This window comes from Ruegeria profundi (genome assembly GCF_049800715.1).
Taxonomy (GTDB): Bacteria; Pseudomonadota; Alphaproteobacteria; order Rhodobacterales; family Rhodobacteraceae; genus Ruegeria; species Ruegeria profundi_A.
Map to the genome: position 1 here is coordinate 15,388 of NZ_JBNAFO010000002.1, position 25,081 is coordinate 40,468.

Sequence of the window (25,081 nt, forward strand, 5' to 3'; positions counted from 1 at the left end):
TCTGGCGGGCCTTTTCATATCCGCGTGGCCGAAACGATTTGCTCCCCCACATCCCGGATTACCTGGGCCAAACGATCCACCCAACCGTCATCCGTTGTTGATGCACGCCGGACAAGCCCCACCGTGCGCGCCGGTTGCGGGGCGCCAAACCGCAAAAGCTTCAAGCCCGGAACCGCCTCTGATTCTGATTTCGCGGCCAGCTCGGGCATCAGGGTCAGGCCGAACCCCTCGGCAACCAGCCGGGAAAGCGTCGCAAGCGAAGAGGCCCCCATGTTGATCTGCCCACTGCCCCGGTCCTGCCCGCAGACCTCCAGCGCTTGATCCGTCAGGCAATGGCCATCCTCCAACAACATCAACTGCGCCGATTGCAGATCCAGAGGGCGCAGCATCTCGGGGCTGGTGTTCACACGTTGCAGCCGCGCGGCGCTGCCTGCCAGCAGGAAGTGATCTTGAAACAACGGCGTTTCGTGGAATTCTGAGCCACCTGCCGGCAGGGCCAGAACCGCAGCGTCGATCTCACCTTCGCGGAGCAATGATAGCAACCGTTCGGTCCTCGCCTCGCGGATCTGCACGCGCAGCGAGACATCTTCGGCGCGCAAACCACCCAGAACGCCGGGCAGAAGATACGGTGCAATCGTCGGGATGATCCCGATCGACAGCGATCGATGGCCGCCGGAGTGATCCCGCGCGAACTGGTCCAGCCGCACAGCTGCCCCCAGAACCTGGCGCGCATGCTCCAGAACGTCTCGCCCCAGCGGTGTCAGCAGGATGTCCCGCGCTTGACGCTCGAACAGAACACCGCCCAGCGTTTCCTCAAGCGATTTGATCTGAACAGACAGCGCAGGTTGCGATACATTGCAGACCTGCGCGGCGCGGCCGAAATTGCGCTGCTCGGCCACGGCTTGAAAGTACTGCAACTGTTTGAGTGTAAAATTCATAGCCCCTGATTATCACCAAGGGCCAAAACCACAAGAGAGGGTTATCCCTAGCCAATCATGCGATCTTGCCCAGAGAGGTCTTCATAGTGTCGCTTCAAGCGCTGCAAGGCGATGCGCAGAACGATCTTACCTGAACGCGCGGACCAACCCATGCGCTTTTCGGCCAGTTCCAGCCCCTCAAGATAACAACAACAGCGCAGCGCAACGTCGCTCAGCCCCGGCCCAAGGTCCGACAACGCGCACGCCACACGGTCTTTCGCGTCCGAGGCCCCTCGCCCGCCGTGAGATTCACTGTCGAAATTGCCGCGCCCTCCTCCGGTTAGAAAGCGATCCCAGTTCTGCGCAACCTGCGGGCCGATCTGAGCCAACTCAAAGTCTTCACGCAGACGTTCCCCGGCGCGGACAAGCGTTTCATCGAGAAAGGGTTTGCCGTCTCGGTCCCGCCGCCGCGCCAAGGCGATCAAAGGACTTTCCGCAGCACTGTAGCGCACGCGTCGGGAGCGTTCCGGTGCGTCTCCACTTAACTTCGGCTGGAACGCCGCCTGTGCCTCGGCCATGCCGAATTCGTTGCGCGACCGGGCCTTGTTTTCCGCCTCGGCCACCAACCTATTGAGCGCCGCGCGCCCTGATGTCGAGATCCGGTACCGCGAAATACGGCCCGGATTGTCGCAGGAAATCCAGTCCTGCAAGGCAAGCGCTTGCGCGATTTTGCAATCAACAACGGCCGTCCTTGTGGTGCCGGCCTCACCGGTGTCACGCACGACCACGGCCTTGTCCATGTCCTCGGCCACCGCCAAAACCGATCCCGTCTCACATAGGCGTCTCAGCACACGCAGCGCTTCACCCTCGAATGAGTCGTCTTCCTGGTTGTCCTGTCCGCTTGCGTCAAAGCGGCGCGTCCGATCAGAGACCGAGAAATGTGTCTCGGCCAGCGATTGCAGAGCCGCATCGACCAAGGGATCATCGCGGCGCATTTCGACCCGTCGGATTTGTCTGAGAATGGTCGAAGCATGGCACCCGGCCGATCTTGCGATATCCCGGATCGACTGACCGGTTTCCGTGTGCGCAAGGTAGCGCTGTGCTCCCTCGGGAACCCATGCCGGAATAAAGAATGCCACGTTGTTTTCCATGTTCATTTGCCCTCGTCGACAAAACAGACAGCCACTTTTGCCCCCGAAATTATAGTTAACCAAATCTAACTAGAGGTGGTTTCGTTACTCGTTCGTTAACCCCGAAGCGCAGCAACCAGATTTGATTCAAAAAGATAAACAGTCGTGAAACCAACGTTCGGGGCGATCTTGAAGAGCGCAACACCCTCTTAGGTTGTGTGACAAACAGGGCGTCAATTATCCGACCAAGAGGCACATGAAATGCAAGACTTGATGACCATGATCGCGACCCTGCGCCGCCCCCGACTACTGGCGCGCGCTGCAAAATTCGGGGCGCAGGATTACAACCGTGACCGGCATCTTCAGCGCATCCTGGGCTATGGTCGACTGCCCGGAAACGGGGCCGCTCTGATGCGGCTTATGGATATGGAGAGAGAGCAAGATACGCTGCGAAAAGAAGAGGACGCCGCCTATTCTCTGGTCAGACACCTTGATCTTCTGATTGCGCTTTTGGGTGAGGCGCAGCTGTACCAAGCCAGCCGCGCCGCACAGTTCGAATGATCAGGTAAATGCGTCCGGCATCGAGGCTTTCTTATCGGCAATATAAGCCTCGAGCGCCTCTTTGGTGGCCGGGTCCATCTGCGGCTGCTGGTAGTTGGCCAGCAGATACTCGACCCGGGCCGAGGCCAGCTGACGCGTATCGCGTGAACCTTCATCCTGCCAGGTCTCGAACGGTTTGTAGTCCAGCACCTCGGTTTTCCAGAAGGCTTCCTTGAAGTTGGCCTGCGTGTGCTCGCAGCCAAGATAGTGACCGCCCGGCCCAACTTCGCGGATTGCACCCATCGCCTGTGCGTTCTCGTCATAGGCTACGCCTTTGGCCAGGCCGTGCAGAACACCTAGTTGATCGGCGTCCATGACGAACTTTTCAAAGTCCGCAACCAGACCGCCTTCGAGCCAGCCGCACGAGTGCAGCATAAAGTTCACGCCCGACATCAGACCCATGTTCAACGAGTTCGCGGTCTCATATGCCGCCTGCGCGTCCGGCAATTTCGAGCCACAGAACGACCCCGCAGAGCGGTAAGGCAGGTTCAGACGACGTGCCAGTTGACCTGCACCATAGGTGATATGCGCGGCCTCGGGTGTACCAAAGGTCGGCGCGCCCGAGTTCATGTCGATCGAAGTCACAAACGCACCAAAAATTACGGGTGCACCAGGACGGATTATTTGGCTATAGGCGATACCCGCCAGTACTTCGGCCAGAACCTGCGTCAGCGTACCTGCAACCGACACCGGCGCCATCGCACCACCGACGATGAAGGGCGAGACAATGCAAGCCTGATTGTTCTTCGCGTAAACCTCTAGCGACCCCATCATCACATCGTCAAAGGTCATCGGCGAGTTGATGTTGGTCAGCGAAGTCATCACTGTGTTGTTCTGAACGAATTCCTTGCCGAACAGAATCTCGCACATCTCGACCGAATCTTTCGCGCGGCTGGGGTCGGTCACGGATCCCATGAAGGGTTTGTCCGACAGTGTCATGTGCGCCATCAACATATCGAGGTGGCGTTTGTTCACCGGGATATCGGTCGGTTCGCAAACGGTACCGCCCGAGTGGTGAAGCCATTTGGACATGTAGGCCAGTTTCACGAACTTGTTGAAATCATCCATGGTCGCATAGCGACGACCACCCTGCGCATCACGAACGAACGGAGGGCCGTAGACAGGCGCTAGAACCATGTTACGGCCGCCGATCACCACCGATTTCTCTGGGTTGCGGGCGTGCTGAGTGAACTGGCTTGGGGCTGTTTTTATCAGCTGGCGCGCCAGCCCACGCGGGATGCGCACGCGTTCACCATCAACATCCGCACCCGCATTGCGCCAACGCTCCAGCGCGGCGGGATTGTCGACAAAGTTGACGCCAACCTCTTCCAGAATCGTTTCGGCGTTGTACTCGATGATCTCCAACGCTTCTTCGTTGAGGACCTCAAAGTTCGGAATGTTCCGCTCAATGTACTTTGCGGTGTCGATCCGAACCGCAGTGCGTTCTGCCCGGCGGGCGGCTCCGCCACCACCGCGACCTCGACGACGTGCTGATGCTTCAGCCATTTTTCCTCACCATACTTTGGATGTGTTGATTAGGGTTCTATCTAGCCCGCCAACACTCGCTACTATTGGAAGATAACGGCTATTGGCACATAAAAGCGACATTACGCCGCGACGGGACCCTTTAAAACAACGGTTTCAGGTCTCGTTCGCATCTTCCCACTCAACACTCAGAATCCCCGGTTCAAGAATAAGTGGCGCTGCGATTTTGTGTTGCACGTTTTCGGGATGATCTTCGGTGGAAACGAGAATTTCCAGTGTTTGCAAACCTTTGTCGTCTGCATCTCCCTTTTGAAACCCGACAATGCGCACCCCGTTTTGCGCCAAAGCCTGTAGTGCCGCCGCACGGACCTCCGCCTGAGCATCCGCCGCGCACTGCACGAGGATGCGGAACTCCTGCGTCAAGGGAACCCCGGCACGTGTCGTTTTTTTCAACCATTTCACCAAAGGCCGAAGCCCCAGATTCACAAAAATGACGAAACCCGTCATCATGATCGCAAAGATCCAAGCCCCACTGCCGGCCATCATCCCCACAGCCGCCGAACACCACAAGGTCGCCGCCGTGTTCAGACCATGAATGGTGAACCCGTGCCGAAAGATGATGCCTGCCCCAAGAAACCCAATCCCCGAAACGACCTGCGCGGCCACGCGTGTCGGACTTACCTCATCCGGATAAAGCGCCGAGAACACCACAAAAGCTGCAGCGCTCAGGGCCACCAGCGCATTGGTGCGCAAACCTGCCATACGTTGGCGCACCTGACGCTCGGACCCGATCAAAGCCCCGCAGAACATGGCCAAAGCCAGATTCAAAGCGGCAAGTTCAACAGCTATGGGCAAACGCATCTCTCCTGTTCTGGGTGTCTGCATGACGCAGACGGAAAGATCGTCATATTTTTGTTACAAAACTTTTACAATAACCGAAGCGCAGTTTCCCCAAAATGTAGTGTCCTGCCCCCTACCAAAGACCTTATCTCTTGCGAATTCGTTACGCTTGGCCTATGGCCCGCACATGAGTGATACATCCCACGACCGCCTTCTGATCATCGACTTCGGCAGCCAGGTAACGCAGCTGATTGCACGCCGTCTGCGCGAGCTGAATGTCTATTGCGAAATCCACCCCTACCAGAACGTCACCATGGAATTTGTGCGCGAAATGGCGCCCAAAGCGGTGATTTTTTCGGGTGGGCCGGACAGTGTCACGCGTGAGGGTTCTCCGCGCGCGCCGCAAGAGATTTTCGACTATGGCGTTCCGATCCTGGGCATCTGTTATGGCCAGCAGGTGATGATGCACCAACTGGGCGGCAAGGTCGAAAGCGGCCATGGCACCGCCGAGTTTGGCCGCGCCTTTGTCACTCCGAAAGGTCAGTTGGATATCCTGAAAGACTGGTTCGCGGATGGTGATGAACAGGTCTGGATGAGCCACGGCGACCATGTCAGCGAAATCGCTCCGGGGTTTGAAGTTTTCGGCACCTCGCCCAACGCACCGTTTGCCATCACGGCAGACAGCAAGCGCCATTTCTACGCTGTGCAGTTCCACCCCGAGGTGCATCACACGCCCAAGGGCGCGAAACTGTATGAAAATTTTGTGAAGCTCGCCGGGTTCAGCGGCGACTGGACGATGGGTGCCTATCGTGAACAGATGATAGAGAAGATCCGCGAGCAGGTTGGTGATAAGAAAGTCATCTGCGGCCTGTCCGGCGGCGTCGACAGCTCGGTGGCCGCGATCCTGATCCACGAGGCGATCGGTGATCAACTTACCTGCGTCTTTGTTGACCACGGGCTGCTTCGCAAAAACGAGGCGCAGGAAGTCGTCGGCATGTTTCGCGACAACTACAACATTCAGCTGATCCATGCGGACGAAAGCGATCTGTTCCTGGGCGAGTTGGACGGTCAAAGCGACCCGGAGACCAAACGCAAGATCATTGGCAAACTGTTCATCGACGTGTTCCAGAAGCACGCCGACACTATCGACGGGGCGGAGTTCCTGGCCCAAGGCACACTCTACCCGGACGTCATCGAGTCCGTCTCTTTCAGCGGTGGCCCTTCTGTCACGATCAAATCGCACCACAATGTCGGTGGCCTGCCCGAGAAGATGGGCCTGAAGCTGGTCGAACCCCTGCGTGAGCTGTTCAAGGATGAGGTCCGCGCGCTGGGTCGCGAACTGGGTCTGCCCGACAGCTTCATCGGCCGCCACCCCTTCCCCGGACCGGGCCTCGCCATTCGCTGCCCCGGAGAAATCACCCGCGAGAAGCTCGAAATCCTGCGCGAAGCCGATGCAGTCTACATCGACCAGATTCGCAAACACGGCCTCTATGACGATATCTGGCAGGCCTTTGTGGCGATTCTCCCCGTGCGCACCGTCGGCGTCATGGGCGATGGCCGTACCTATGACTACGCCTGCGCGCTGCGTGCCGTGACGTCAGTTGATGGCATGACCGCCGACTATTACCCCTTCAGCCACGAGTTCCTGGGCGAAACCGCCACACGGATCATCAACGAGGTCAAGGGTATCAACCGATGCACCTACGATATCACTTCGAAACCTCCGGGAACGATCGAGTGGGAGTAGTTCAAAATGGGATTCAGGCAATCTGCATCGCATAGACTAAAAAAAGCCTTGCGAAAACTGAATAGTAATTGGAATTCAACCTATAATTCCAACCGGTTAAAGACCGACTATTCGATTGATGAACATCGCGGTACTGATAGGCAGAGTATTGTAGGCCTTTCCGTCGAAGAGTATGGCAGGATGGGGAATAGTCTTCTTCAATCAAGCAATGCTCTATTTTTGGCCCGCTCCCTGAGACTCCCCTTTATCCAGTTGCCAAAGACCGAATTGATCAAGATAGATAGCCCTACTGAGGTATCAGGACTAACGTTTCTTCCCCACGATTATGACACAAGCTCTCTCGGTCTTTTTTTGAAAGGCACATTTTACACTGGCCCGCGAATGGAGCGGCTTGGCATACGAATGCCTTTGCGTAGACAGGTATTGCAAAAATATCTTGTTCCAGCGGCTCACATCCCATTACCAGAACCAGAACCCCGAGGTTGCCTCACAATACACATTCGATCGGGCGATGCATTCGACGCGAGACCACACCCGGACTTTTCGCAGCCACCCTTGGCGTTCTACAAAAAAATGATTGAACAAGCACGCAAAGAGCTTGGTATCAACCGCGTTCGCTTGGTTTTCGAAGATCGGCGAAACCCGTGCGTCGGCGCATTGGAAACTTATATAGAAAACTCAGAACTAACACTGTTATTACAAAGTGGTTCTCTCAAGGAGGACTTGGATGTATTGCTGGCCGCGCGACATTTGACCTTTGGCTACGGTAGTTTTGGGGTGGGCATCTGTCTTCTCAGCATTGCTGCTGAGACAGTTTATGTATTTGGAGCCAGCGGGCACGCATACAATCAGTTTGATCACCTCAATAAGGTAGACGCGTGGGATGATGTATCCGGACGTTACCCTGATATTGGCGAATGGAAAGCTTCACAAGAACAACTTGCACTGATGCTCAATTTGCCAGGTTGTGCAATAGGAAAGCTAGAACAACGAGGCTTCAATTATAGCAAGAGGCCAGATTGGTGGATTCATCCAGATGAAGAGCTATGAATCTTACTGAAGTTCAGCGAAAACAGTCCCTTCCCCTCAAGAAAACAAAATAGGCAATTCATAGCCATGAGATTTTCCGACCTGATTGGCCGCAAGCGAAAAAAGAAACCCGAATCCAAGTATTTTGGCCTCAATAGCCTCGATCAAAAACTTGAACCCTACGTTGATTTTGACAACGGGTTCTATGTCGAACTTGGCGCCAACGACGGGGTGAACCAATCCAATACACTTTACTTCGAGAAGGAACGGAACTGGCGCGGGGTGCTGATCGAGCCATCTCCACACAATTTCCTAAAATGCCTGAAACGTCGCGGCGAAAACAACCAAGTTCATTGTAACGCCTGCGTAGAGTTCGGGTTCCCTGACAAGTTTGTCGAAATGGCCTATGCGAATTTGATGACTGTTCCCGTAGGAATGGAATTGGACCTGCCTGATCCAAACGCGCACCTCCTAGCGGCGCAACAACATATGAGAGAAACGGAACGCACCTTTACCTTTGGCGCCGCGGCCAAACCTCTCAACGATATTTTGGTTGATTCGAATGCTCCTTCTCGTATCAATTTTCTTTCACTCGATGTTGAAGGAGCGGAACTCAGTGTATTGAAAGGTCTGGATCACAACCAGTTTCGGTTTGACTACATGCTGATCGAGTGCAGGGACTATGACCGCATGGCCAGCTACCTTGAATCCGTAGGATATAAATTAGAAGCCTTACTTTCACAGCACGACTATCTCTTTAAAGATGAACGGAAAAACACTTAAGTCTGCGTAGAGACAAATGTTCTGCTGCAACAGAGATTAAATATCGCGAGATTGTCCATCGTAAAATGAAACAACGCGCAGGCTCTTCACTTTCTGCCGCTCTGTGGATGACCGGCGCTATTGCCTCGTTCTCCTCAATGGCCGTCGCCGGTCGAGAGTTGAGCCTGCATCACGATACTTTCGAGATCATGATGTATCGCAGCTTTGTCGGCGTGCTCATCGTAGCGCTAGTACTGACGGCGACCCGCAAATGGCATCAGGTCACAACCGAGCGTCTTGGTTTGCACGCCTTACGCAATACGTTCCATTTCACCGGCCAAAACCTCTGGTTCTACGCGGTCGGAGTGGTCCCTCTGGCGCAGGTATTCGCGCTTGAATTCACCCAACCGATCTGGGTTATCCTGCTCTCTCCGCTTCTCTTGAAAGAGCGCCTTACCGCAATCCGTATGACTTCGGCGTTGATTGCGTTTGCCGGAGTTCTGATGGTGACAAGACCCGGAACCGCAAGCCTTTCGCCGGGTATTCTCATGGCAGCGGGAAGCGCGATTTTCTTCGCGTTTACAACAATCACGACGAAACAGCTCACCCGACACGCCAGTATCGGATGTATCGTGTTTTGGTTGACTGTGATGCAGGCTGTTCTTGGCACGGCTGCGGCAGGGATAGACCAGCAAATCGCCTTGCCAACGCTACAGACGGCACCCTTTTTGTTGCTGGTTGGTCTGGCCGGTCTTCTTGCTCATTTCTGTATCACAAACGCGCTTGCAATCGCCCCCGCGACCGTGGTGGTGCCGTTCGACTTTGCCCGCCTGCCGACAATCGCAGTTGTCGGTATGCTTCTTTATCATGAACCACTGGATCACTGGACGCTGCTCGGAGCAGCCGTGATCTTTTCAGGTATCTTTCTGAATGTTTGGTCCGAAAATCGTAACAGTTTAGCAACAGTTCGTGCCGACACTCATAAGAAGTAACGCACGGTCACTAGTTGACGATAAAATAGACACCGAGACAGTATCGGGCATTCAAATCGAGCGGGTCGGCATCCGTACACTCACACGATGCCATACAGGCCTTCAAGGGACAGTAAGGGAGGAATACATGAGAAAGGCGCTACTATCAGCGTGCGCGATTTGCGTGGGGGCAACGGCCGGGTACGCTGGCGGTCTGGACCGAAGCGGTCAGGGCATCAACTTGATCTTCGAAGAAGGATCGGTAGTACAGTTTCGCTTGGGCTACACAGACCCCAGCGTAAGCGGGACCATGCCGAGCTTTACTACAGGTGAGCCGATTGACTCTGGAAACGTCGCCAATGACTTTTTCACTCCACATCTGGGATATAAGACTGCGCTCACAGAAAAACTTGATTTTGCGATTATGTATGACGAGCCCTATGGTGCCGATATCGCGTATTCGCCCGATTATCCCCTTTCGACAAACCTAGTTCCGGGTGGTAGATCTGATGTACTGCGAGCAAAAGCCGACACAGAGGCGATCACTGCTTTGCTGCGCTACAAGTTTGACGGTGGTTTCAGCGCTATTGGCGGTATTCGTGCGCAACGCGTAAAAGCATCAGTTACCGTACCTCTCGCACAGGGCTACGAAACGCGTTCCGATAAAGACCTTGCCTTCGGCTATGTTATTGGTGTGGCTTGGGAGAAACCCGAGATCGCGGCGCGCGTGGCTCTGACCTATAACTCAAAAATCTCTCATGACCTGTCGCAGACAGAGTCCTTCAACCCGATTCCGATCCCGCCTGTCACACCGGGACAAGTGAACTCAGAGAATACAAGCACGGAAATCGAAACGCCTCAGTCTATCAATTTGGACTTCCAAACCGGTGTCGCGCCAAAAACGCTTTTGTTTGGTTCTGTTCGTTGGGTGGATTGGCCACAGCTTTCTTACGCTCCACCAGTTTATGTGAACAACGTAGGTGCCGCACTAGTCGACTACGACGATGACACTTTCACCTACACCTTAGGTCTTGGATATCAATTCTCGGAGGAGTTTTCGGGCGCGGTTACATTGGGTTACGAGACTTCGTCAGGCGACCCGGTATCAAATCTCGGTCCCACAGACGGCTTCTGGAGCATTGGTCTCGGCGGCACATACTCTTTGGAAAAAGCCAAAGTCTCCGCTGGTGTGCGGTACACTGACATCGGAGATGCGACGGCCGACGGAGCCCGCGGTGTTACGGCAGACTTTACCGGCAACAGCGCTTGGAGTGTCGGTTTCCAGATCACCTACGCACTGGACTAATCAACCCCAGACAAAAACCAATCAGACCCCGCCGTTTCGGTGGGGTCTTTTTGTTTCCGCATCTTTCGGGTCGCCGCATGAACTTAAAGCTGCCACAACCTGTTCATGGAACAGCAAAAACACCTATCCCCTCGCGCATGGGCTGAACTTTCGCTGCTGGGTCTCATCTGGGGCGCGTCTTTCATTTCAATCCGTATTGCGCTGGACACGATACCAGTGATGACCTCGGTATTGCATCGAACGTTCTGGGCAATGCTGGCCTTGTGGTTGGTGGTTTGGCTTAGGGGTCTAAGCGTCCCGTCCTCACCGCGCCTCTGGTTTGGTTTTCTGGTCATGGGACTGCTCAACAACGTGATTCCGTTCTCGCTGATGGCGTGGGGACAGTTGTACATAGACACCGGCCTCACGGCGATTTTGAACGCGGCAACGGCCATCTTTGGCGTACTCGTTGCTGCGCTCTTCTTTTCCGACGAGAGGTTGACATCACCGCGCCTTCTCGGCGTCGGCCTCGGTTTTTTCGGCGTTTCAATCGCGATCGGGGTCGGCAACCTCACCAGCTTCAGCCTGCAAAACACAGCTCAACTTGCCATCCTCGCGGGCACTATCTCCTACGCATTTGCCGGCGTTTGGGCGCGCAAACATCTAAGCTCCCTCCCGCCGATTGTCGCCGCCGCCGGGATGCTGACCGGCTCGACACTCTTTTTGATCCCAATTGCCCTCATGACGGACGGCATCCCAAGCCTCAGCCTGCCCGCGGTCACATGGGCGGCAATCGCGTATTATTCCCTGATCGCGACGGCGGGTGCATATCTTCTCTACTACCGGGTCCTAGCAATGGCGGGCAGTGGCAATCTGTTACTCGTGACCCTGATCATCCCACCTGTCGCGATCGTTTTGGGCGCGTTGCTGCGAGACGAGGCACTGGATCCCCGCGCCTATATCGGCTTTGCCGTGCTGTCTGCGGGACTATTGATCCTCAATCGAGCCGTCCCACGCGATTGACGCCGCCGCCTGCCCGAATTAGCAAAGGCAAAAACAAGGGACAGCGCAAGATGATCTACAGCTCGGCAAGAGATTGGCGTGGGGCTGCACGCAAGAAGGTGCTGTTTTTCGGCATGTCGGGGCTGGGCAAGACCTATGTATCCAACATCCTGCGGGACAGCGGTGGCTGGTTTCACTACTCGGTCGACTACCGGATCGGTACCCGCTACATGGGCGAATACATCGCCGATAACGCCAAAGCCGAGGCGATGAAAGTCCCGTTCCTGAGGGACCTTTTGCTGTCGGATTCGATCTATATCGGCTCGAACATCTCGTTCGAGAACCTGACCCCTGTCGCATCCTATCTTGGCAAGCCCGGTAATCCGGCGCTTGGCGGGTTGGAGATGTCCGAGTACCGGCGCCGACAGGAACAATTCCGATTGGCCGAAATTCACGCCCTTCTGGACACCGAATATTTCGTGGACCGGGCAGAGCGTCTCTATGGCTATCCGCATTTCATCTGCGACACGGGCGGGTCGATTTGCGAGTGGGTCGACCCGAACGACCCAGCGGATCAACTGATGTCTGAGCTGTCAAAACAGACGCTGATGATCTGGCTGAAGGGTGACGACGACCACACCGCCGAGCTGGTCCGACGCTTCGACAAGGCCCCAAAGCCGATGTCCTATCAGGCTGAATTCCTGACCCGAGTCTGGTCCGAATATCTGGATCAACACGGCTGCTCCGAGTCCGACGTGGACCCGGACGCGTTCATCCGGTGGACCTACGCTCAGGCGCTTGCCCATCGTCAGCCCCGGTACGAGGCGATGGCGAAGAAGTGGGGCGTTACGATAACGGCCAAAGACATCGGAGAAGTGCGCGATGCGGCTGATTTCGATGAGTTGATCGAACGCACCCTTGAGACCGGGCGCGATCGCGCCTAACTACCTCCTCCTAACCTATTCAGAAGTCTGACCCGATGCCGATCAAAATCCCATCCGAACTGCCCGCCTTTGACGTCCTGACCCAGGAAGGCGTCATGGTCATGGCTGCGGATCAGGCAATGCGTCAGGATATTCGCCCCCTGCGGATCGGGCTGCTGAACCTGATGCCCAAGAAGATCCAGACCGAGAACCAGTTCGCGCGTCTGATCGGGGCCACTCCACTGCAGATTGACCTGTCTCTGATCCGCATGACCGAACATCGGACCAAGAACACCGCCGCTGCGCACATGGCTGAGTTCTATCAGCCGTTCAAGGACGTGAAGGACCAGAAGTTCGACGGCCTGATCATCACCGGTGCGCCGATCGAGCATCTGGAATTCGATGATGTCACCTATTGGGAAGAACTCCGAGAGGTGTTTGAGTGGACCCAGACCAACGTCCATTCCACCTTCGGAGTCTGCTGGGGCGGCATGGCGATGATCAATCACTTCCACGGCGTGAAAAAACACATGCTGGACGCCAAGGCCTTTGGCTGTTTCCGGCATCGGAATCTGCTCCCGTCGTCTCCGTTTTTGCGGGGATTCTCGGATGATTGCGTTATTCCCGTCAGCCGCTGGACCGAGATGAAGCAGGCCGAGATTGACGCCGCGGACGGCCTTGTCACGTTGCTTGGCAGCGATGAAGCAGGTCCTTGCCTTGTCGAGGACCCGGCGCATCGTGCGCTCTACATTTTCAACCATTTCGAATATGATAGCGATACGTTGAAGCAGGAATATGATCGGGACATCGCCAATGGCACGCCGATCAACGTGCCGATGAACTACTATCCAGATGATGATCCGACGCAGGCGCCGCAGAACCGATGGCGCAGCCATGCGCATCTGCTCTATGGTAACTGGATCAATGAAATATATCAGTCCACACCCTTCGATATGAGTGAAATTGGCCGCTAAAATCGGAATACTCCTAGCGCTGGGCCTTGTAGGTTTCGCAGCGTTCACATGGTGGCGCGCGACCCAGAGCGAGGCGCGCGCCGAGCAGGCGTTTCCGCCCGAAGGTCAGATACTCGATGTGGATGGGATTGCCGTGCATGCGGTTGTCATGGGGAATGGCCCTGATGTGGTCTTGATCCATGGCTCCAGCGGCAATACCCGCGACATGACCTTCGCCTTGGCTCCTATTCTGGCCGAAAACTACCGCGTGATCGTGTTTGACCGTCCCGGCCTTGGCTATTCGGACAGTTTCAATCCCGAAGGTGAAACCATTCAGGAACAGGCGGATATCCTGCAGCGTGCCGCTGCCCAACTTGGCGCAGAAAAACCCATCGTCGCCGGGCAGAGCCTTGGAGGGTCGGTGGCGTTGGCGTGGGCGGTGACCCGTCCCAACAATCTCTCGGCCCTTGTGCTGATTGCCCCGGCCGCCATCCCGTGGGAGACGCCGCTGGACAATTTCAACCGATTGGCAGCGACCAACCTAGGAAGCGCGCTTGCCCTGCCCCTCATCACCTCTTACGTGCCGGAATCTTATGTCGAAACGGCCCTCGACAAAGTGTTTGCTCCGCAAACTGCACCCGAAGGCTATGCCGAGCATTTCGGCCCCGCCCTGACGATGCGCCGCGCCTCAATGCATGCCAACGCAAAACAACGGGTTCGGCTCTTGGAAGAGGTTGAGCGTCTGCAGCCCCGATACGGTGAAATCTCTGTACCTACCGAAATCATTCACGGCACGGCAGACACGACCGTCAAGCTGGATTGGCACTCAACCCGCTTGATCGAACAAATCCCCGGTGCCGAGCTGATCGAGTTGCGGGGCATTGGCCATATGCCCCAGGTCGTCGCAGCCGAAGAGGTCGCCGCCGCCATAGACCGCGCCGCACAACGGGCGGGTTTGCGTTAGGCCAGCACCTAATCCATAGTAAGATATGGATTTTATCGCGAGGTAGCTCATGGCCCGGTCAGAAAAAGGTGCAATCGAGAAGTATTACCGCAAGAAAGCGCCCGGCGACGTGCGCAAAATGATCGAAAAGGCTAACAAGGGCGACATCCTGAATCCAAGCTATCCTTACGCCGAAAAAATGAAGACCAAAGACTATGAGCAGCAGATCGAAGCGCTGCAAATCGAACTGGTCAAAATGCAATCCTGGGTCAAAGAAACCGGCCAACGCGTCGCGATCATCTTTGAAGGTAGAGATGCGGCGGGAAAAGGAGGCACCATCAAGCGGTTCCGCGAGAACCTGAACCCACGCGGGGCGCGGAATGTTGCGCTCAGTAAGCCCTCAGATTCCGAGCGCAGCCAGTGGTATTTCCAACGCTATATCCAGCACCTGCCCTCGGCCGGTGAGATCGTTTTTTTCGACCGCAGCTGGTACAACCGAGGTGTCGTGGAAAACGTCTTTGGGTTCTGTAATCAGGAGGAGCGCGAACGGTTCTTCCGTCAGGTCTTGCCGCTCGAAACCGGGTTCGTGAACGACGGGATCAGCCTGTTCAAGTTCTGGCTGAATGTCGGCCGTGCTGAACAGCTGAACCGCTTTCTGGCGCGTGAAACGGATCCGCTGAAACAGTGGAAACTCAGCCCGATTGATATCGCCGGTTTGGAAAAATGGGATGAATATACTCAGTCGATCTCTGAAACTCTGACCCGATCACACTCGGAAAACTGCCCATGGACGATCGTGCGATCAGACGACAAAAAACGTGCGCGCCTTGCTGCCATCCGAACGGTGCTGCTGGCTTTAGACTACGATGAAAAAGACGAAAAAGCCATCGGCGAGAATGATCCGAAAATCTGCGGCGGGCCGGATGTCTGGGAGTCCTGACGTAAATAAAGGTCTGGTCAATAATTAATCGCGTGCGCGTTGGACCATTGGCTGAAATTGGACTATCTCTTGGCACCCGAACACGTGAAAAACCAATAACCTGAGGCCGGAATGACGAAGCGCGGGTATCACCACGGAAACCTGAAGCAGGCCTTGATTGAGGCCGCGCTCTCGTTGATCGAAGAAAAAGGCCCCACCGGGTTCACCCTTTCCGAGGCCGCCAAGACCGCCGGGGTCACTCCTGCTGCCGTCTACCGGCACTATCACGGGCGTGAGGACCTGATTGCCGAAGCCGCCCGGCAAGGGTTCGAGATGTTCGCCGACCTGATGCAATATGCCTATGACGAGGGCCAGCCATCCGCGCTGGCCGCGTTTGAGGCCACCGGGCGCGCCTATCTGGCCTTTGCTCGCAAGCATCCCGGCCATTACATCGCCATGTTCGAAAGTGGGATTTCCCCGAACCGCACTCCCGAGCTGTCGTTAGCGTCAAACCGGGCCAAAACGGTTCTGGAGAAAGCAGCTGCGGACCTGTCGAAACATATTCCACCGGAAAAGCGGCCGCCCGCGTCCATGTTCTCGGCCCACATCTGGGCGATGAGTCACGGTGTGGTCGAACTCTATGCGCGTAACGCGACAGGTGCGACCTCGCCCTTTTCGCCCGAGGACCTTCTGGAAAGCGGGATTGGGATTTACCTGCGCGGGTTGGGTCTGGTGCCGCAGGACGACTGATCCTCAGAACAATCGGCTTCCTTGATTGGCGCTGAGGCCTGACGAGACGTTGATCAGATCCATCTCCCCCATCCCCTTGATCTCGACCCGCCCCAGGTCTGAGACCTGAAACTCATCGATCAACGCATACTTCATCGCCTCCGGCGCGACGATATTCATCGGGTTTGCAAAGACTTGCAGGCGCGCAGCGATGTTCACGGCTGGGCCAAACACGTCATAGACATATTTCTGAATGCCCACGACCGACCCTACAGCTGGCCCCATACCCAGACCGATCCGGGCCTGCCATTTATGCGGGTGGCTTTCGTTGCGCCGCTCGAGATACCGCAAGAAGCGCACCGCGCAATGGGCGACAGCCGTGGCATGGTCGGGCGTCGCATCCGGCATGCCAGAGACGGCCAGATAGGCGTCCCCAATCGTTTTGATCCGCTCGCAACCGTACTGCTCGACGATCCGGTCGAAGGCCGTGAAGATATCATTCAACTCGCTCAACGTGACCGTAGGGTCGGTTTTAGCAGCAAAATCTGTGAACCCGACGAAATCCAACATCACCACCGAAACTTGATCAAACAGCTGAGGGGTCACGACGCCAAAGGTCTTGAACTCTTCATAGACCGCACGGGGCATCACGTTCAGCAAGAGGCGTTCAACCCTCTCCTTCTCGCGCTCCAATTCACGAGTGTTACGCTCGACCATGGTAGAGTAGCTGTCGATCATGCTCTCAAGCTCGCGAATACGCGTGATGTTCTGGCATTCCACGATCAACACTTGTTCCGACAACCCACTGGCCAGTGAGACGGTGACCGCAAAGATCAGCGTCCGGCGCTTGGGTTTGATCTGAAGCTCGACCGAATACCGCAGGCCGGATTGCTTGACGTCCTCCAGTTCTCTCACGTCGAGGTCCGGTAGGATATCCAAAAGAGACTGCTTTTTCTCAGGCTTGCCAAACCATTCGGCGAAAGGGCTGTTATGAAAGACGAATTTCAGATCCGACGCCCGAACAACGGCAACACCAACGCCGATGGCACGCAGCAGCTGTTCGTTGATGGCAAGGATGCTCATGCCACGTCACGGCTGACGATGATCGAGCGTTTGCCTTCAATCGCGCCAAGGGCCGTTTTGATATCGCGCTCGGACATGCCATGCATCTCAAGCGCTTCACCGAATAGCTCTGCCATGACATCGAAATGGTCATGAGAAATGCCAAGGTGGCGATGCACGGCCTCGATCCTGTCGTCGCTGAACGCCGCAGGCCCCCCAACCAGGGACGAAACGAACTTGGTCTGATGGTCAATCAGGCGCGGCATGTCGATATCTTCGAAGAAATGCCCGATTTCGTCGGACTCTAGCGCTATTTCGTAGAAACTCATCACCACACGGCTGATGGTTTTGAAGCCGCCGTATTTCTCGTAAAGCGTTTGTGACACCCCAACACCCAGTCAATAACTAGAAATAACGTCACAAGCTTATATCAAATTGGTATTTTTGTTAATGCTTTTGAAAACTTGAAGTCTGAGGCGTCGGTTTACCTCTGCGCCGGTGAGACAGGCCTCAGACCCGAAGGTCCGTATCAACCGGAATGAACCCAAGAAACCCACCCTGATCGAGCAGTTTCTTCTGCCCTCCAATGCGCCAACCAAGCTTGCGTTTTGCCGCCAACAGCTCGCGACGAGCCCGGAACCAGAACGGGCCTTTGTCCAAGCCCATATTGGTGGATTGATCGCCTTCCCGCTCGCTGGTCTTGACCTGTTCAAGATCCTGCTGCTGCTTCGACCAGATCATCTGCACACCCACAGCCGGGAACACCTGATACATCCGCCAATCTGGCCGGGGGATCGATACGAAATCATCGAGATGGTCGGAATACTGCTGAGACCATGCCAACAGTTTGCGACACCCCTCCTGCGATAAGATATAGGCGGCAGCACTTGGGGCCATTTCCAACAGAGGACGAACTGTGGCGCCGCCTATCTCCATCTCGGACCCAAAGCGCAGGCTGCGCGGCGAGTAGTCCATCTTTGCGAAATCGAACCTGTCCGCGTTCTCGACGAGGCTGTCGACCACCTCCCCCAGTCGGGACGACATCTCGACATCATCCTCGAAAATCGCAGCCGCCTTCAGGTTTTGATCCACTGCTTGCTGCCAGACGGCGCGATGGCTTTCAAAACAGGCGATCTCGCTTTGCTTCAAACCCCAGCGAGAGCCAACGCCCGGCACATACCCATTCTCCTCCAGAGCATCCGCCTGACGTGCATCAACTGCGCTAAAACGGATCGGGTCGGTCACGCCAGCTTTTGCGAACTGCGCCTCCATGAACGCGCGGCGTTCGGGAACCCGGTCAAGGTTTATGTAGAACACAGCCGTACTAAGCTGTTTGTCCGCTTGCGTCACGCGTTGTCCTTTCGCTGCCTTTTATGCGCCATGCGACCGGTCATAGGCCGAGACACTGGGCTGAACATGCGACTGCCGCGCGACTTCACCCGGATCAAAGACCTCGATCAGCAACGGATAGCACGCGGCGGTATCCGAGGAATGCTTGGAGGAGCAGTCCCCACCCGGACAGGCTGAAAGGCCGACAATCAGGTCGATCTCGGCGTGGAATTCAAGGTAATCACCCGGACGCACCGGGCTGGCCTTCATAAAATACTGGCCGGTATCGCGCGTGAAACCGGTACACATGAAGACGTTTAGAACGTCATGCACATGAGTCTCCGCCTCGTGCAGGGGCAGATCGCAATGCTGCGCCAAGGCCCGGGTCAAGTTCGAATGACAGCAATAGTGGTAATCATCCCCCGACAGCAACCGTCCGGTATACGGGTCGCAGCGGGTGCCGATCACGTCATGAACAGAGCCCCCAAAAGCGTCAAAGCCGTACCAGTCCAGCGTATCAGCCGTGATCGTCGCCATCGGCCGCATATTTGGGAAACTCGACCACATGCGGTCTCCGGTCGAAAGATGCGTACCGTGCAGGGCGCGGGTTTTACCGGAGTAGAACCGTTCGGTCAGATCGTGTTTGTTCCACAAGTTCAGATCACCGACCTGCGCGGCTTCGACGGATGTGATGCGGAAAAAAGCACCGGCTGGCACGTCGATACAGGACGCGTCTCGCGGCGCGGCGGTGACTTCGGCAGTTTTCACGGATGTGTCCCGCAAGCGGGTCAACCGATCCAGATCAGGACTGGGCAGAGTCTCTGGCGGATAGCAGATTACTGGGCGGATGGCCTTGCGGTCCTCGGCATCAGCTGGGGCTGGGAAATTTGGGGTTGAGAGTTTCACTTAGCACCTCCGCCAATTTGGGCTGTCTTGCACCTAACATCGCCAGACATAAAGCAAATACAGGACAGCGGCCAATGCTCAAATCGGTCCATTCTGACGCAACTAGCCCGCCATGCGCGCACGCCGCCGCGCCATGGATTTGCGAAATGCCCAATCGCTGAACAATGTCAGAGGCAACAGGACCCTTTCACCCAACCCGTCAATGACGACAAGTTTGCCACCGCGCTCTTGCGCGCGCACAATGTTTCCGATCCCCATGTCACCGACGATGATGCGTCCGCGCTCCAGATCGTCCAGCAACTCCAGCAAGTCGGCCCGCAGCTTCTGAGCCACTTCCGGGTCACCATTTGCAGCCATCATCTCAGCATGCAAGGACGGGGCGAGATCCCCATCCGGTCCGGTCATCTTTTCCACCACGATTGAAGGCCCGCGAGAGGTTGGTGCATAGCCCATGAACTTCGCCAGACGCTCAATCTCGGGGCAGCCACGGTGCAGCGCGGCAAGGTATTCGTTTGCCTCGCGGTTCCATTGTCGCAAATTGCCGTAACGCCATTCCGCATAGCGCGGTATGAGGTGGTTTCGCTTCGGCTCATCCACGCGGACTTTCAACAGGGCGCCATCCATTTCGGGATGCTGGAAAATCTCATAATTCTGGCTTGTACGCAGAGGCACCTGCCCGGTCAGGTCAATCATGTTCGTCCGTCTGTCCTGTGCAGAAAATTCGCGTCGACCGGCACTATATGGCTGTCATGGAACTGATACAATGCAACCAGATCTCGCCACATAGAACGCTCGTATCTAGGTGCGGCATAAACTGGTCAGGGGGATTGTGGCGGTGCTGTCAGACGAATTCGAACCAGTCTTAGTTTGCCGCAGAAACCACGAACCTATCCAGAACAAAGCTGACGCCACTCACAAAGAGCGGCGCTGCGTGTTAACTTGAAGGTGTCTCGGCTGGCTAGCGATCTTTCCTGATTGAAGTGGTTGTAGACGGACGAGTGGACGGAGGCGAATTTCTGCAAACTTCGCATGCGCCTGAAACGCTGCATCGCGCGCTCGCGTCGTCGAAACGGGAGGTGCGAATTCTCGACGCGGTTGTTGAGCCACCTACCCGTCCTTTGTTTTTCGATAGCGCCAAGCTCTCTTAGAGCGGCCCGATACGATGCGAAGCAATCCGTGACAACGGCTACCGCCTTACCGTGTCGCTTCATTAATTTCTTGAGGAATTTCAGTGCTGCAGCTTTGTTTCGGCGTTTGGTGACAACGGCTTCCAGTACCTCGCCTTCGTGATCAACGGCCCGCCAAAAATAATGCCGCTTGCCATTCACCTTCACGAAAACCTCGTCCACATGCCACTTCCATTTGCAGTATGCTCTCAATTGCTGAACACGCTTTCTTCGGATTTCGGCAGCAAACACTGGGCCAAACCTGTTCCACCAATAACGTACAGTTTCGTGACTCACTTCGATGCCTCGCTCGTGCAGCAGATCTTCGACATTTCGAAGCGAAAGCGGGAAGCGGATGTACAACATCACCGCAAGGCGGATGATCTCGCGGCTGGTTTTGAAGTATTTGAAAGAGGCAGGTCTGGTCATTCCTTAATGCTATGCACCCGCCCTGCCCCGCTCAAGCAAAGTTCTTCTGACAAGACCAATTGCCGCTTATCAGGGAAAACCAGCCCAAAGCGACCCCGCCAAAATTCGGCACTGAGACTGCGGCCGGAATTGCGTTCTGAGTGTACGATCTGCTCCGTCTCTGATTGAAAGCGCACGCGCCAACGCACGGGAAATGCGGCGAAATTCCGGGTCAGAAAACACAACTGAAGTGAGACAGGTATGAGTGGCGGAGAGACAGGGATTCGAACCCTGGAGACGGTTTCCCGCCTACACACTTTCCAGGCGTGCGCCTTCGACCACTCGGCCACCTCTCCGTGAGCGCGATATGTGACGCAATGCAAAAGGATTTGCAAGGCCCCAATTCCGTGAATTCACACCCGTTTGCACATTAGTTTGCGGACCATTCCCAACGCGAGCAATGGTCAGACTTCGTCCCCTCCGTCGCCGTCCAGATCTCCCTCGGTCATGGCTGCGGGTTCGGTGCTGGGTGCTCGTTGCTCCGGGGCTGGCGAGGTTGGGTCTTGTGATTCAGTGCGCAGGGCTTCGGGGTTGCGAAGCCAAACGTCGCGTTGTGCGAATGGAATCTCGATCCCTTCTTCCACGAACCGGCGATTGATTTCGTGGTTCATGTCGGATTTGACCGACAGAACCCAATTCACGTCCCGCAGAATACCCCGGATTTCAAAGTCCAGCGAATCCGCGCCGAACCCCTGAAACACCACGCTGGGGGCTGGGTTCGCCAACACCATAGGATGAGAATTCGCGATCTCTCCCAAAATGGTCTCGACCTTGCGCGTGTCGGTTCCGTAGGCCACACCCACCGGCACGATCACCCGGCCAATCGTGTTGCCACGCGTATAGTTAGTGACCACGCCACTGATCAGATCCGAATTAGGAACAATAACATCCGTCCGGTCAAACGTCTCAATCCGCGTGGATCGGACCGAGATATCGCGGACGTAGCCCATCATGCCGTTCACATCGATCCAATCCCCTTTCGAGATGGGACGCTCGACCAGAAGAATGATGCCAGAAACGAAGTTCGAAACGATGGTCTGAAGACCAAAACCAATACCGACAGACAGGGCACCGGCGACAATCGCGAGCGATGAGAGATCAAAGCCAGCCACCGTGATTGCAACCAGCGAAGCGAGGAAAATACCGACGTAGCCAGTGCCCGATACGATCGCATTTTGCCCGCCTGGATCAATACTTGTCTTGGGCAGCAGCGAATTGCGCAAGCCTCCCTGTAGCAGTCGTGTTAGGCCATATCCGATGGCAAACACGGCGACAAAAGTCAGGAAATTGGACGGAGAGATCGTAACCCCGCCCAAGCTGAACCCTTGCAGGATCTGCGACCAGATCTCGCTCAGATCCGCTTCGCGCGCGCCCCAGAAAAGGGCCAGGATAGGGATCGAAATCAAGGCCAGGAAGAAACCCACCAGAACCGCGAACAGAGAATCGCGGGCGTTATCCCCCTGCCCCGTAAACCAGCCGTATAGTGAGCTGATAAAGCGCTGCACGATCACAAGAATGGCGATCAGGATCAGCGTATTGACTGCAGGAAACACAATCGCTTCGGCCGCGTTGGTGTAGCCCAACAAGGCCAGAACAGGCGCGCTGACACCAAGCAAAAGCACGATGCGCCGGACAACCTCGACAACCTGCGAAAATCCACTGGCACGTGGGATCTCGCCGCCCTCGGTCGCTGGATCTGATTGTCTGATCTGACGAATGCGCAGCAGAAGAAGTGAGGTGACGACAATGACCGGAAAGATCACAACAGCGCGGGTGGACTCCGCTATGTTCTCAATCCTCTCGAACAGGCCAACCATGTCGTGCAGGATCAGCATCACTGCCAGAATATCGACATAGATACGTATTTCGGTGATCTGCCCCGCCGAGAATCTTCGGAAATTCTGTGCCGCGGCCATCAGGTAGACCTGCCGTCCGACCCAGTCGAAAACAAGCACGATTGCCGCCCAATAAGGCACCTGCTGCAGCAAAAGCGTACCGCGCAGCCCAAGTACTCCGGTCAGGTCAATCGCAGCTGTCAGAGCCACCACGCCAATCCAGGGAAGGATGATGCGTAGAAGGGAAATCACAAAGGTCCACGCGCCGGTTCCGCGCCCACCGAAACGACGCAGATAGTCGCCTCCGCGTTCAGACCAACGGCGCCCGTAAACCAATAAGATGACGGCCAACGCCACCAAGGCCAGTATCGCTGGGGCCTGATTCTGCACGCGCTCTTTGGTGACGTCCGAGGTCAGACTGGCCGACGTCTCGTTGAACAATCCGAACAGAGCCTCGCGAATATCCGACCACGCGGCGGGCCATGTCGACAGGTTCAGCGGTGAAGGACCACGTTCCAGAAACTGCTTTCTCTGACGTTCTCGCAGAATACGGTCAATTTCACTGATCAGACCGTTGGCACGGCTAAAGGCCTCCTCGGAGATAATCCGTGGTACCCGCAAGGCGTTGAGCTGTTCGTCCAGATGCTCGCGAAGCTGCGCGATATCCTCCGGCTCCGTGACCCCTTCTTCAGGTTTGGGACCCAGCGCATTTACCTGACTTTCCAGCGTCTGGATGCGGTCTGCATTGGCGTTGCGAGCCGTATTGAACGTGTTGCGATAGCCGTCGATCTCAGTTCGCAACTGCTCCATCGCGGCGTCCGACGCCCTGTCGGCTTCAACGACGCTTTCGGCACGGTCCGCAGTGCTGAGCCAGCCCTTATAGAACTCGCTCTGCCGATCAGTCAGTTGCGCCGAGGCCGCCCCCGCCAATCCGACAAAGATCAGCGCAGCGAGTGTCAGAAACAGGCGGACCTGTCGCAGCATCAGACGTCCTCGAATACGCCCGGTATCTTGCGCGGGGCGTCTGTCATCCAATCCGGTACCGGCAGTTCTTTTTCGCGCAGGAACTCGGGATTGAACAGTTTGGACTGATAGCGTGTGCCATAGTCACACAGGATGGTCACAATCGTATGCCCCGGCCCAAGGTCCTTGGCCAAACGCACCGCACCAGCCATGTTGATCGCGGTCGAACCACCCATGACCAGACCTTCTTCACGAAGCAGGTCAAAGATGTACGGCAGGGCTTCGTTGTCGGTCGCCTGATAGGTGTAGTCCGGCTTGAACCCTTCGAGGTTCTTGGTGATCCGCACCTGTCCGATACCTTCTGCGATCGAGCCGCCCTCCATCGCGATTTCGCCAGTTGTGTAATAGGAATACAGCCCCGCGCCCATCGGGTCGACCAGGCCTATCTTCACGCCTTTTGGCTGCAGCGCATCGGCCACGCCCGCCAGCGTTCCGCCCGAGCCGACCGCGCAGACAAAGCCATCGACCTTGCCGCCGGTCTGTTCCCAGATCTCGGGGCCGGTGGTTTCCACATGGGCCTGACGGTTGGCAACATTGTCGAACTGGTTTGCCCAGATCGCGCCATTGGGTTCAGTTTGCGCCAGTTCATCGGCCAGACGGCGGGAGTAGTGAACGAAGTTGTTGGGGTTGCGATACGGTGCCGCCGGAACCTGAACCAATTGCGCGCCTGCAAGACGCAGCATGTCTTTCTTCTCTTCTGACTGGGTTTCCGGGATAACGATCACCGTCTTGAACCCCATCGATGCACCGACCAGAGCCAGCCCGATGCCTGTATTGCCTGCGGTGCCTTCCACTATGGTGCCACCGGGCTTCAACTCACCCCGCGCAACTGCGTCGCGGATGATGTAGAGAGCAGCACGGTCCTTGACCGACTGGCCGGGGTTCATGAATTCCGCCTTGCCGAGGATCTCGCACCCGGTTTCTTCACTGATGCGCTTCAACCGGATCAGCGGCGTTTTTCCGACGGCTTCGGCAAGATCTCGTGCAATGCGCATGGCACCCTCATTTCATTACGTAATACTGCAGATTTACAGCCGCTCTGCGCCAACCACAAGCG

24 protein-coding genes and 1 tRNA gene are annotated in these 25,081 nt (G+C 56.2%); 12 read left to right on the forward strand and 13 right to left on the reverse strand.

Features of this window, described 5'->3' with window-relative positions; all coding sequences use genetic code 11:
* Nucleotides 1-14: 14 nt before the first annotated feature.
* Entirely contained in the window at nt 15-938 is a 924-nt protein-coding gene (locus ACP15L_RS03970) for a LysR substrate-binding domain-containing protein (protein WP_425083221.1), read from the reverse strand.
* A 47-nt stretch (nt 939-985) separates the two neighbouring features.
* Entirely contained in the window at nt 986-2,068 is a 1,083-nt protein-coding gene (locus ACP15L_RS03975) for a DUF6456 domain-containing protein (RefSeq protein ID WP_425083506.1), read from the reverse strand.
* Between the two features lie 240 nt (nt 2,069-2,308).
* Between ACP15L_RS03975 and ACP15L_RS03980 the strand changes: the two genes are divergently transcribed.
* On the forward strand, nt 2,309-2,608 hold the full coding sequence (locus ACP15L_RS03980; protein WP_425083222.1) for a DUF6477 family protein: 300 nt from the start codon (nt 2,309-2,311) through the stop codon (nt 2,606-2,608).
* Here the strand turns inward: ACP15L_RS03980 and ACP15L_RS03985 are convergent, their stop codons facing one another.
* Together ACP15L_RS03985 and ACP15L_RS03990 are read right to left on the reverse strand one after the other, a co-directional pair.
* Nucleotides 2,609-4,153, reverse strand: coding sequence for a trimethylamine methyltransferase family protein (locus ACP15L_RS03985; protein ID WP_425083223.1), 1,545 nt, complete (start codon nt 4,151-4,153; stop codon nt 2,609-2,611). It lies immediately after the preceding gene.
* A 135-nt stretch (nt 4,154-4,288) separates the two neighbouring features.
* The gene (locus tag ACP15L_RS03990) at nt 4,289-4,993 is read right to left on the reverse strand and encodes an MgtC/SapB family protein (protein ID WP_170638848.1); all 705 of its coding nucleotides are present in this window, start codon (nt 4,991-4,993) and stop codon (nt 4,289-4,291) included.
* Nucleotides 4,994-5,159: 166 nt separating this feature from the next.
* Between ACP15L_RS03990 and guaA the strand changes: the two genes are divergently transcribed.
* From guaA to ACP15L_RS04045, 11 genes are all read left to right on the forward strand, one after another.
* Nucleotides 5,160-6,719 (forward strand): glutamine-hydrolyzing GMP synthase, encoded by a 1,560-nt coding sequence (gene guaA / locus ACP15L_RS03995; protein WP_425083224.1) that lies wholly within the window; start codon nt 5,160-5,162, stop codon nt 6,717-6,719.
* A gap of 6 nt (nt 6,720-6,725) precedes the next feature.
* On the forward strand, nt 6,726-7,769 hold the full coding sequence (locus tag ACP15L_RS04000) for a hypothetical protein (RefSeq protein ID WP_425083225.1): 1,044 nt from the start codon (nt 6,726-6,728) through the stop codon (nt 7,767-7,769).
* Nucleotides 7,770-7,835: 66 nt separating this feature from the next.
* On the forward strand, nt 7,836-8,531 hold the full coding sequence (locus ACP15L_RS04005; RefSeq protein WP_425083226.1) for an FkbM family methyltransferase: 696 nt from the start codon (nt 7,836-7,838) through the stop codon (nt 8,529-8,531).
* A 65-nt stretch (nt 8,532-8,596) separates the two neighbouring features.
* Complete coding sequence (locus ACP15L_RS04010; RefSeq protein ID WP_425083227.1) at nt 8,597-9,502, forward strand: DMT family transporter; 906 nt, start codon at nt 8,597-8,599, stop codon at nt 9,500-9,502.
* 127 nt (nt 9,503-9,629) lie between these two features.
* Nucleotides 9,630-10,787 (forward strand): OmpP1/FadL family transporter, encoded by a 1,158-nt coding sequence (locus tag ACP15L_RS04015; protein ID WP_425083228.1) that lies wholly within the window; start codon nt 9,630-9,632, stop codon nt 10,785-10,787.
* A gap of 105 nt (nt 10,788-10,892) precedes the next feature.
* The gene (locus ACP15L_RS04020; protein WP_425083229.1) at nt 10,893-11,789 is read left to right on the forward strand and encodes a DMT family transporter; all 897 of its coding nucleotides are present in this window, start codon (nt 10,893-10,895) and stop codon (nt 11,787-11,789) included.
* A gap of 50 nt (nt 11,790-11,839) precedes the next feature.
* Nucleotides 11,840-12,712 (forward strand): ATPase, encoded by an 873-nt coding sequence (locus ACP15L_RS04025; RefSeq protein WP_425083230.1) that lies wholly within the window; start codon nt 11,840-11,842, stop codon nt 12,710-12,712.
* Between the two features lie 35 nt (nt 12,713-12,747).
* A complete protein-coding gene (metA, locus tag ACP15L_RS04030) occupies nt 12,748-13,665 on the forward strand; it encodes a homoserine O-acetyltransferase MetA (RefSeq protein ID WP_425083231.1) in 918 nt (305 codons plus the stop codon).
* Nucleotides 13,655-14,608: an alpha/beta fold hydrolase gene (locus tag ACP15L_RS04035; RefSeq protein WP_425083232.1), complete on the forward strand. Its 954-nt coding sequence runs from the start codon at nt 13,655-13,657 to the stop codon at nt 14,606-14,608. The genes metA and ACP15L_RS04035 overlap by 11 nt, the downstream gene beginning before the upstream one ends.
* Before the next feature lie 49 nt (nt 14,609-14,657).
* Nucleotides 14,658-15,527 carry a polyphosphate kinase 2 gene (gene ppk2 / locus ACP15L_RS04040; protein WP_170765417.1) on the forward strand — a complete coding sequence of 290 codons (870 nt, stop codon included), beginning with the start codon at nt 14,658-14,660 and terminating at the stop codon, nt 15,525-15,527.
* A gap of 111 nt (nt 15,528-15,638) precedes the next feature.
* Nucleotides 15,639-16,256 (forward strand): TetR/AcrR family transcriptional regulator, encoded by a 618-nt coding sequence (locus ACP15L_RS04045; RefSeq protein ID WP_170469681.1) that lies wholly within the window; start codon nt 15,639-15,641, stop codon nt 16,254-16,256.
* Between the two features lie 3 nt (nt 16,257-16,259).
* On the opposite strand, the gene ACP15L_RS04050 is transcribed toward ACP15L_RS04045, so the two are convergent.
* The 9 genes from ACP15L_RS04050 to ACP15L_RS04090 form a co-directional block, all read right to left on the reverse strand.
* Nucleotides 16,260-17,318, reverse strand: coding sequence for an adenylate/guanylate cyclase domain-containing protein (locus ACP15L_RS04050; RefSeq protein WP_170469684.1), 1,059 nt, complete (start codon nt 17,316-17,318; stop codon nt 16,260-16,262).
* Nucleotides 17,315-17,683, reverse strand: coding sequence for a group I truncated hemoglobin (locus ACP15L_RS04055; protein ID WP_425083233.1), 369 nt, complete (start codon nt 17,681-17,683; stop codon nt 17,315-17,317). The genes ACP15L_RS04050 and ACP15L_RS04055 overlap by 4 nt, the downstream gene beginning before the upstream one ends.
* A gap of 124 nt (nt 17,684-17,807) precedes the next feature.
* On the reverse strand, nt 17,808-18,647 hold the full coding sequence (locus ACP15L_RS04060; RefSeq protein ID WP_425083234.1) for a glycosyltransferase family 25 protein: 840 nt from the start codon (nt 18,645-18,647) through the stop codon (nt 17,808-17,810).
* 21 nt (nt 18,648-18,668) lie between these two features.
* Nucleotides 18,669-19,532 carry an urea carboxylase-associated family protein gene (locus tag ACP15L_RS04065; RefSeq protein WP_425083235.1) on the reverse strand — a complete coding sequence of 288 codons (864 nt, stop codon included), beginning with the start codon at nt 19,530-19,532 and terminating at the stop codon, nt 18,669-18,671.
* A 102-nt stretch (nt 19,533-19,634) separates the two neighbouring features.
* Nucleotides 19,635-20,225 carry a YrbL family protein gene (locus ACP15L_RS04070; protein ID WP_425083236.1) on the reverse strand — a complete coding sequence of 197 codons (591 nt, stop codon included), beginning with the start codon at nt 20,223-20,225 and terminating at the stop codon, nt 19,635-19,637.
* 194 nt (nt 20,226-20,419) lie between these two features.
* The gene (locus tag ACP15L_RS04075; protein ID WP_425083237.1) at nt 20,420-21,127 is read right to left on the reverse strand and encodes an IS6 family transposase; all 708 of its coding nucleotides are present in this window, start codon (nt 21,125-21,127) and stop codon (nt 20,420-20,422) included.
* Nucleotides 21,128-21,372: 245 nt separating this feature from the next.
* A tRNA-Ser gene (locus ACP15L_RS04080) sits at nt 21,373-21,462 on the reverse strand.
* 108 nt (nt 21,463-21,570) lie between these two features.
* The gene (locus ACP15L_RS04085; RefSeq protein WP_425083238.1) at nt 21,571-23,985 is read right to left on the reverse strand and encodes a DUF3772 domain-containing protein; all 2,415 of its coding nucleotides are present in this window, start codon (nt 23,983-23,985) and stop codon (nt 21,571-21,573) included.
* Nucleotides 23,985-25,019 carry a cysteine synthase A gene (locus ACP15L_RS04090; protein WP_425083239.1) on the reverse strand — a complete coding sequence of 345 codons (1,035 nt, stop codon included), beginning with the start codon at nt 25,017-25,019 and terminating at the stop codon, nt 23,985-23,987. Before ACP15L_RS04090 ends, ACP15L_RS04085 begins: the two co-directional genes overlap by 1 nt.
* Nucleotides 25,020-25,081 lie beyond the last annotated feature (62 nt).

Coding starts and splice junctions, on each gene's coding strand:
- ACP15L_RS03970 (WP_425083221.1), bottom strand. CDS start 938: ATGAATTTTACACTCAAACAGTTGCAGTACTTTCAAGCCGTGGCCGAG.
- ACP15L_RS03975 (WP_425083506.1), bottom strand. CDS start 2,068: ATGGAAAACAACGTGGCATTCTTTATTCCGGCATGGGTTCCCGAGGGA.
- ACP15L_RS03980 (WP_425083222.1), top strand. CDS start 2,309: ATGCAAGACTTGATGACCATGATCGCGACCCTGCGCCGCCCCCGACTA.
- ACP15L_RS03985 (WP_425083223.1), bottom strand. CDS start 4,153: ATGGCTGAAGCATCAGCACGTCGTCGAGGTCGCGGTGGTGGCGGAGCC.
- ACP15L_RS03990 (WP_170638848.1), bottom strand. CDS start 4,993: ATGCGTTTGCCCATAGCTGTTGAACTTGCCGCTTTGAATCTGGCTTTG.
- guaA (WP_425083224.1), top strand. CDS start 5,160: ATGAGTGATACATCCCACGACCGCCTTCTGATCATCGACTTCGGCAGC.
- ACP15L_RS04000 (WP_425083225.1), top strand. CDS start 6,726: ATGGGATTCAGGCAATCTGCATCGCATAGACTAAAAAAAGCCTTGCGA.
- ACP15L_RS04005 (WP_425083226.1), top strand. CDS start 7,836: ATGAGATTTTCCGACCTGATTGGCCGCAAGCGAAAAAAGAAACCCGAA.
- ACP15L_RS04010 (WP_425083227.1), top strand. CDS start 8,597: ATGAAACAACGCGCAGGCTCTTCACTTTCTGCCGCTCTGTGGATGACC.
- ACP15L_RS04015 (WP_425083228.1), top strand. CDS start 9,630: ATGAGAAAGGCGCTACTATCAGCGTGCGCGATTTGCGTGGGGGCAACG.
- ACP15L_RS04020 (WP_425083229.1), top strand. CDS start 10,893: ATGGAACAGCAAAAACACCTATCCCCTCGCGCATGGGCTGAACTTTCG.
- ACP15L_RS04025 (WP_425083230.1), top strand. CDS start 11,840: ATGATCTACAGCTCGGCAAGAGATTGGCGTGGGGCTGCACGCAAGAAG.
- metA (WP_425083231.1), top strand. CDS start 12,748: ATGCCGATCAAAATCCCATCCGAACTGCCCGCCTTTGACGTCCTGACC.
- ppk2 (WP_170765417.1), top strand. CDS start 14,658: ATGGCCCGGTCAGAAAAAGGTGCAATCGAGAAGTATTACCGCAAGAAA.
- ACP15L_RS04045 (WP_170469681.1), top strand. CDS start 15,639: ATGACGAAGCGCGGGTATCACCACGGAAACCTGAAGCAGGCCTTGATT.
- ACP15L_RS04050 (WP_170469684.1), bottom strand. CDS start 17,318: ATGAGCATCCTTGCCATCAACGAACAGCTGCTGCGTGCCATCGGCGTT.
- ACP15L_RS04070 (WP_425083236.1), bottom strand. CDS start 20,225: ATGATTGACCTGACCGGGCAGGTGCCTCTGCGTACAAGCCAGAATTAT.
- ACP15L_RS04075 (WP_425083237.1), bottom strand. CDS start 21,127: ATGACCAGACCTGCCTCTTTCAAATACTTCAAAACCAGCCGCGAGATC.
- ACP15L_RS04085 (WP_425083238.1), bottom strand. CDS start 23,985: ATGCTGCGACAGGTCCGCCTGTTTCTGACACTCGCTGCGCTGATCTTT.
- ACP15L_RS04090 (WP_425083239.1), bottom strand. CDS start 25,019: ATGCGCATTGCACGAGATCTTGCCGAAGCCGTCGGAAAAACGCCGCTG.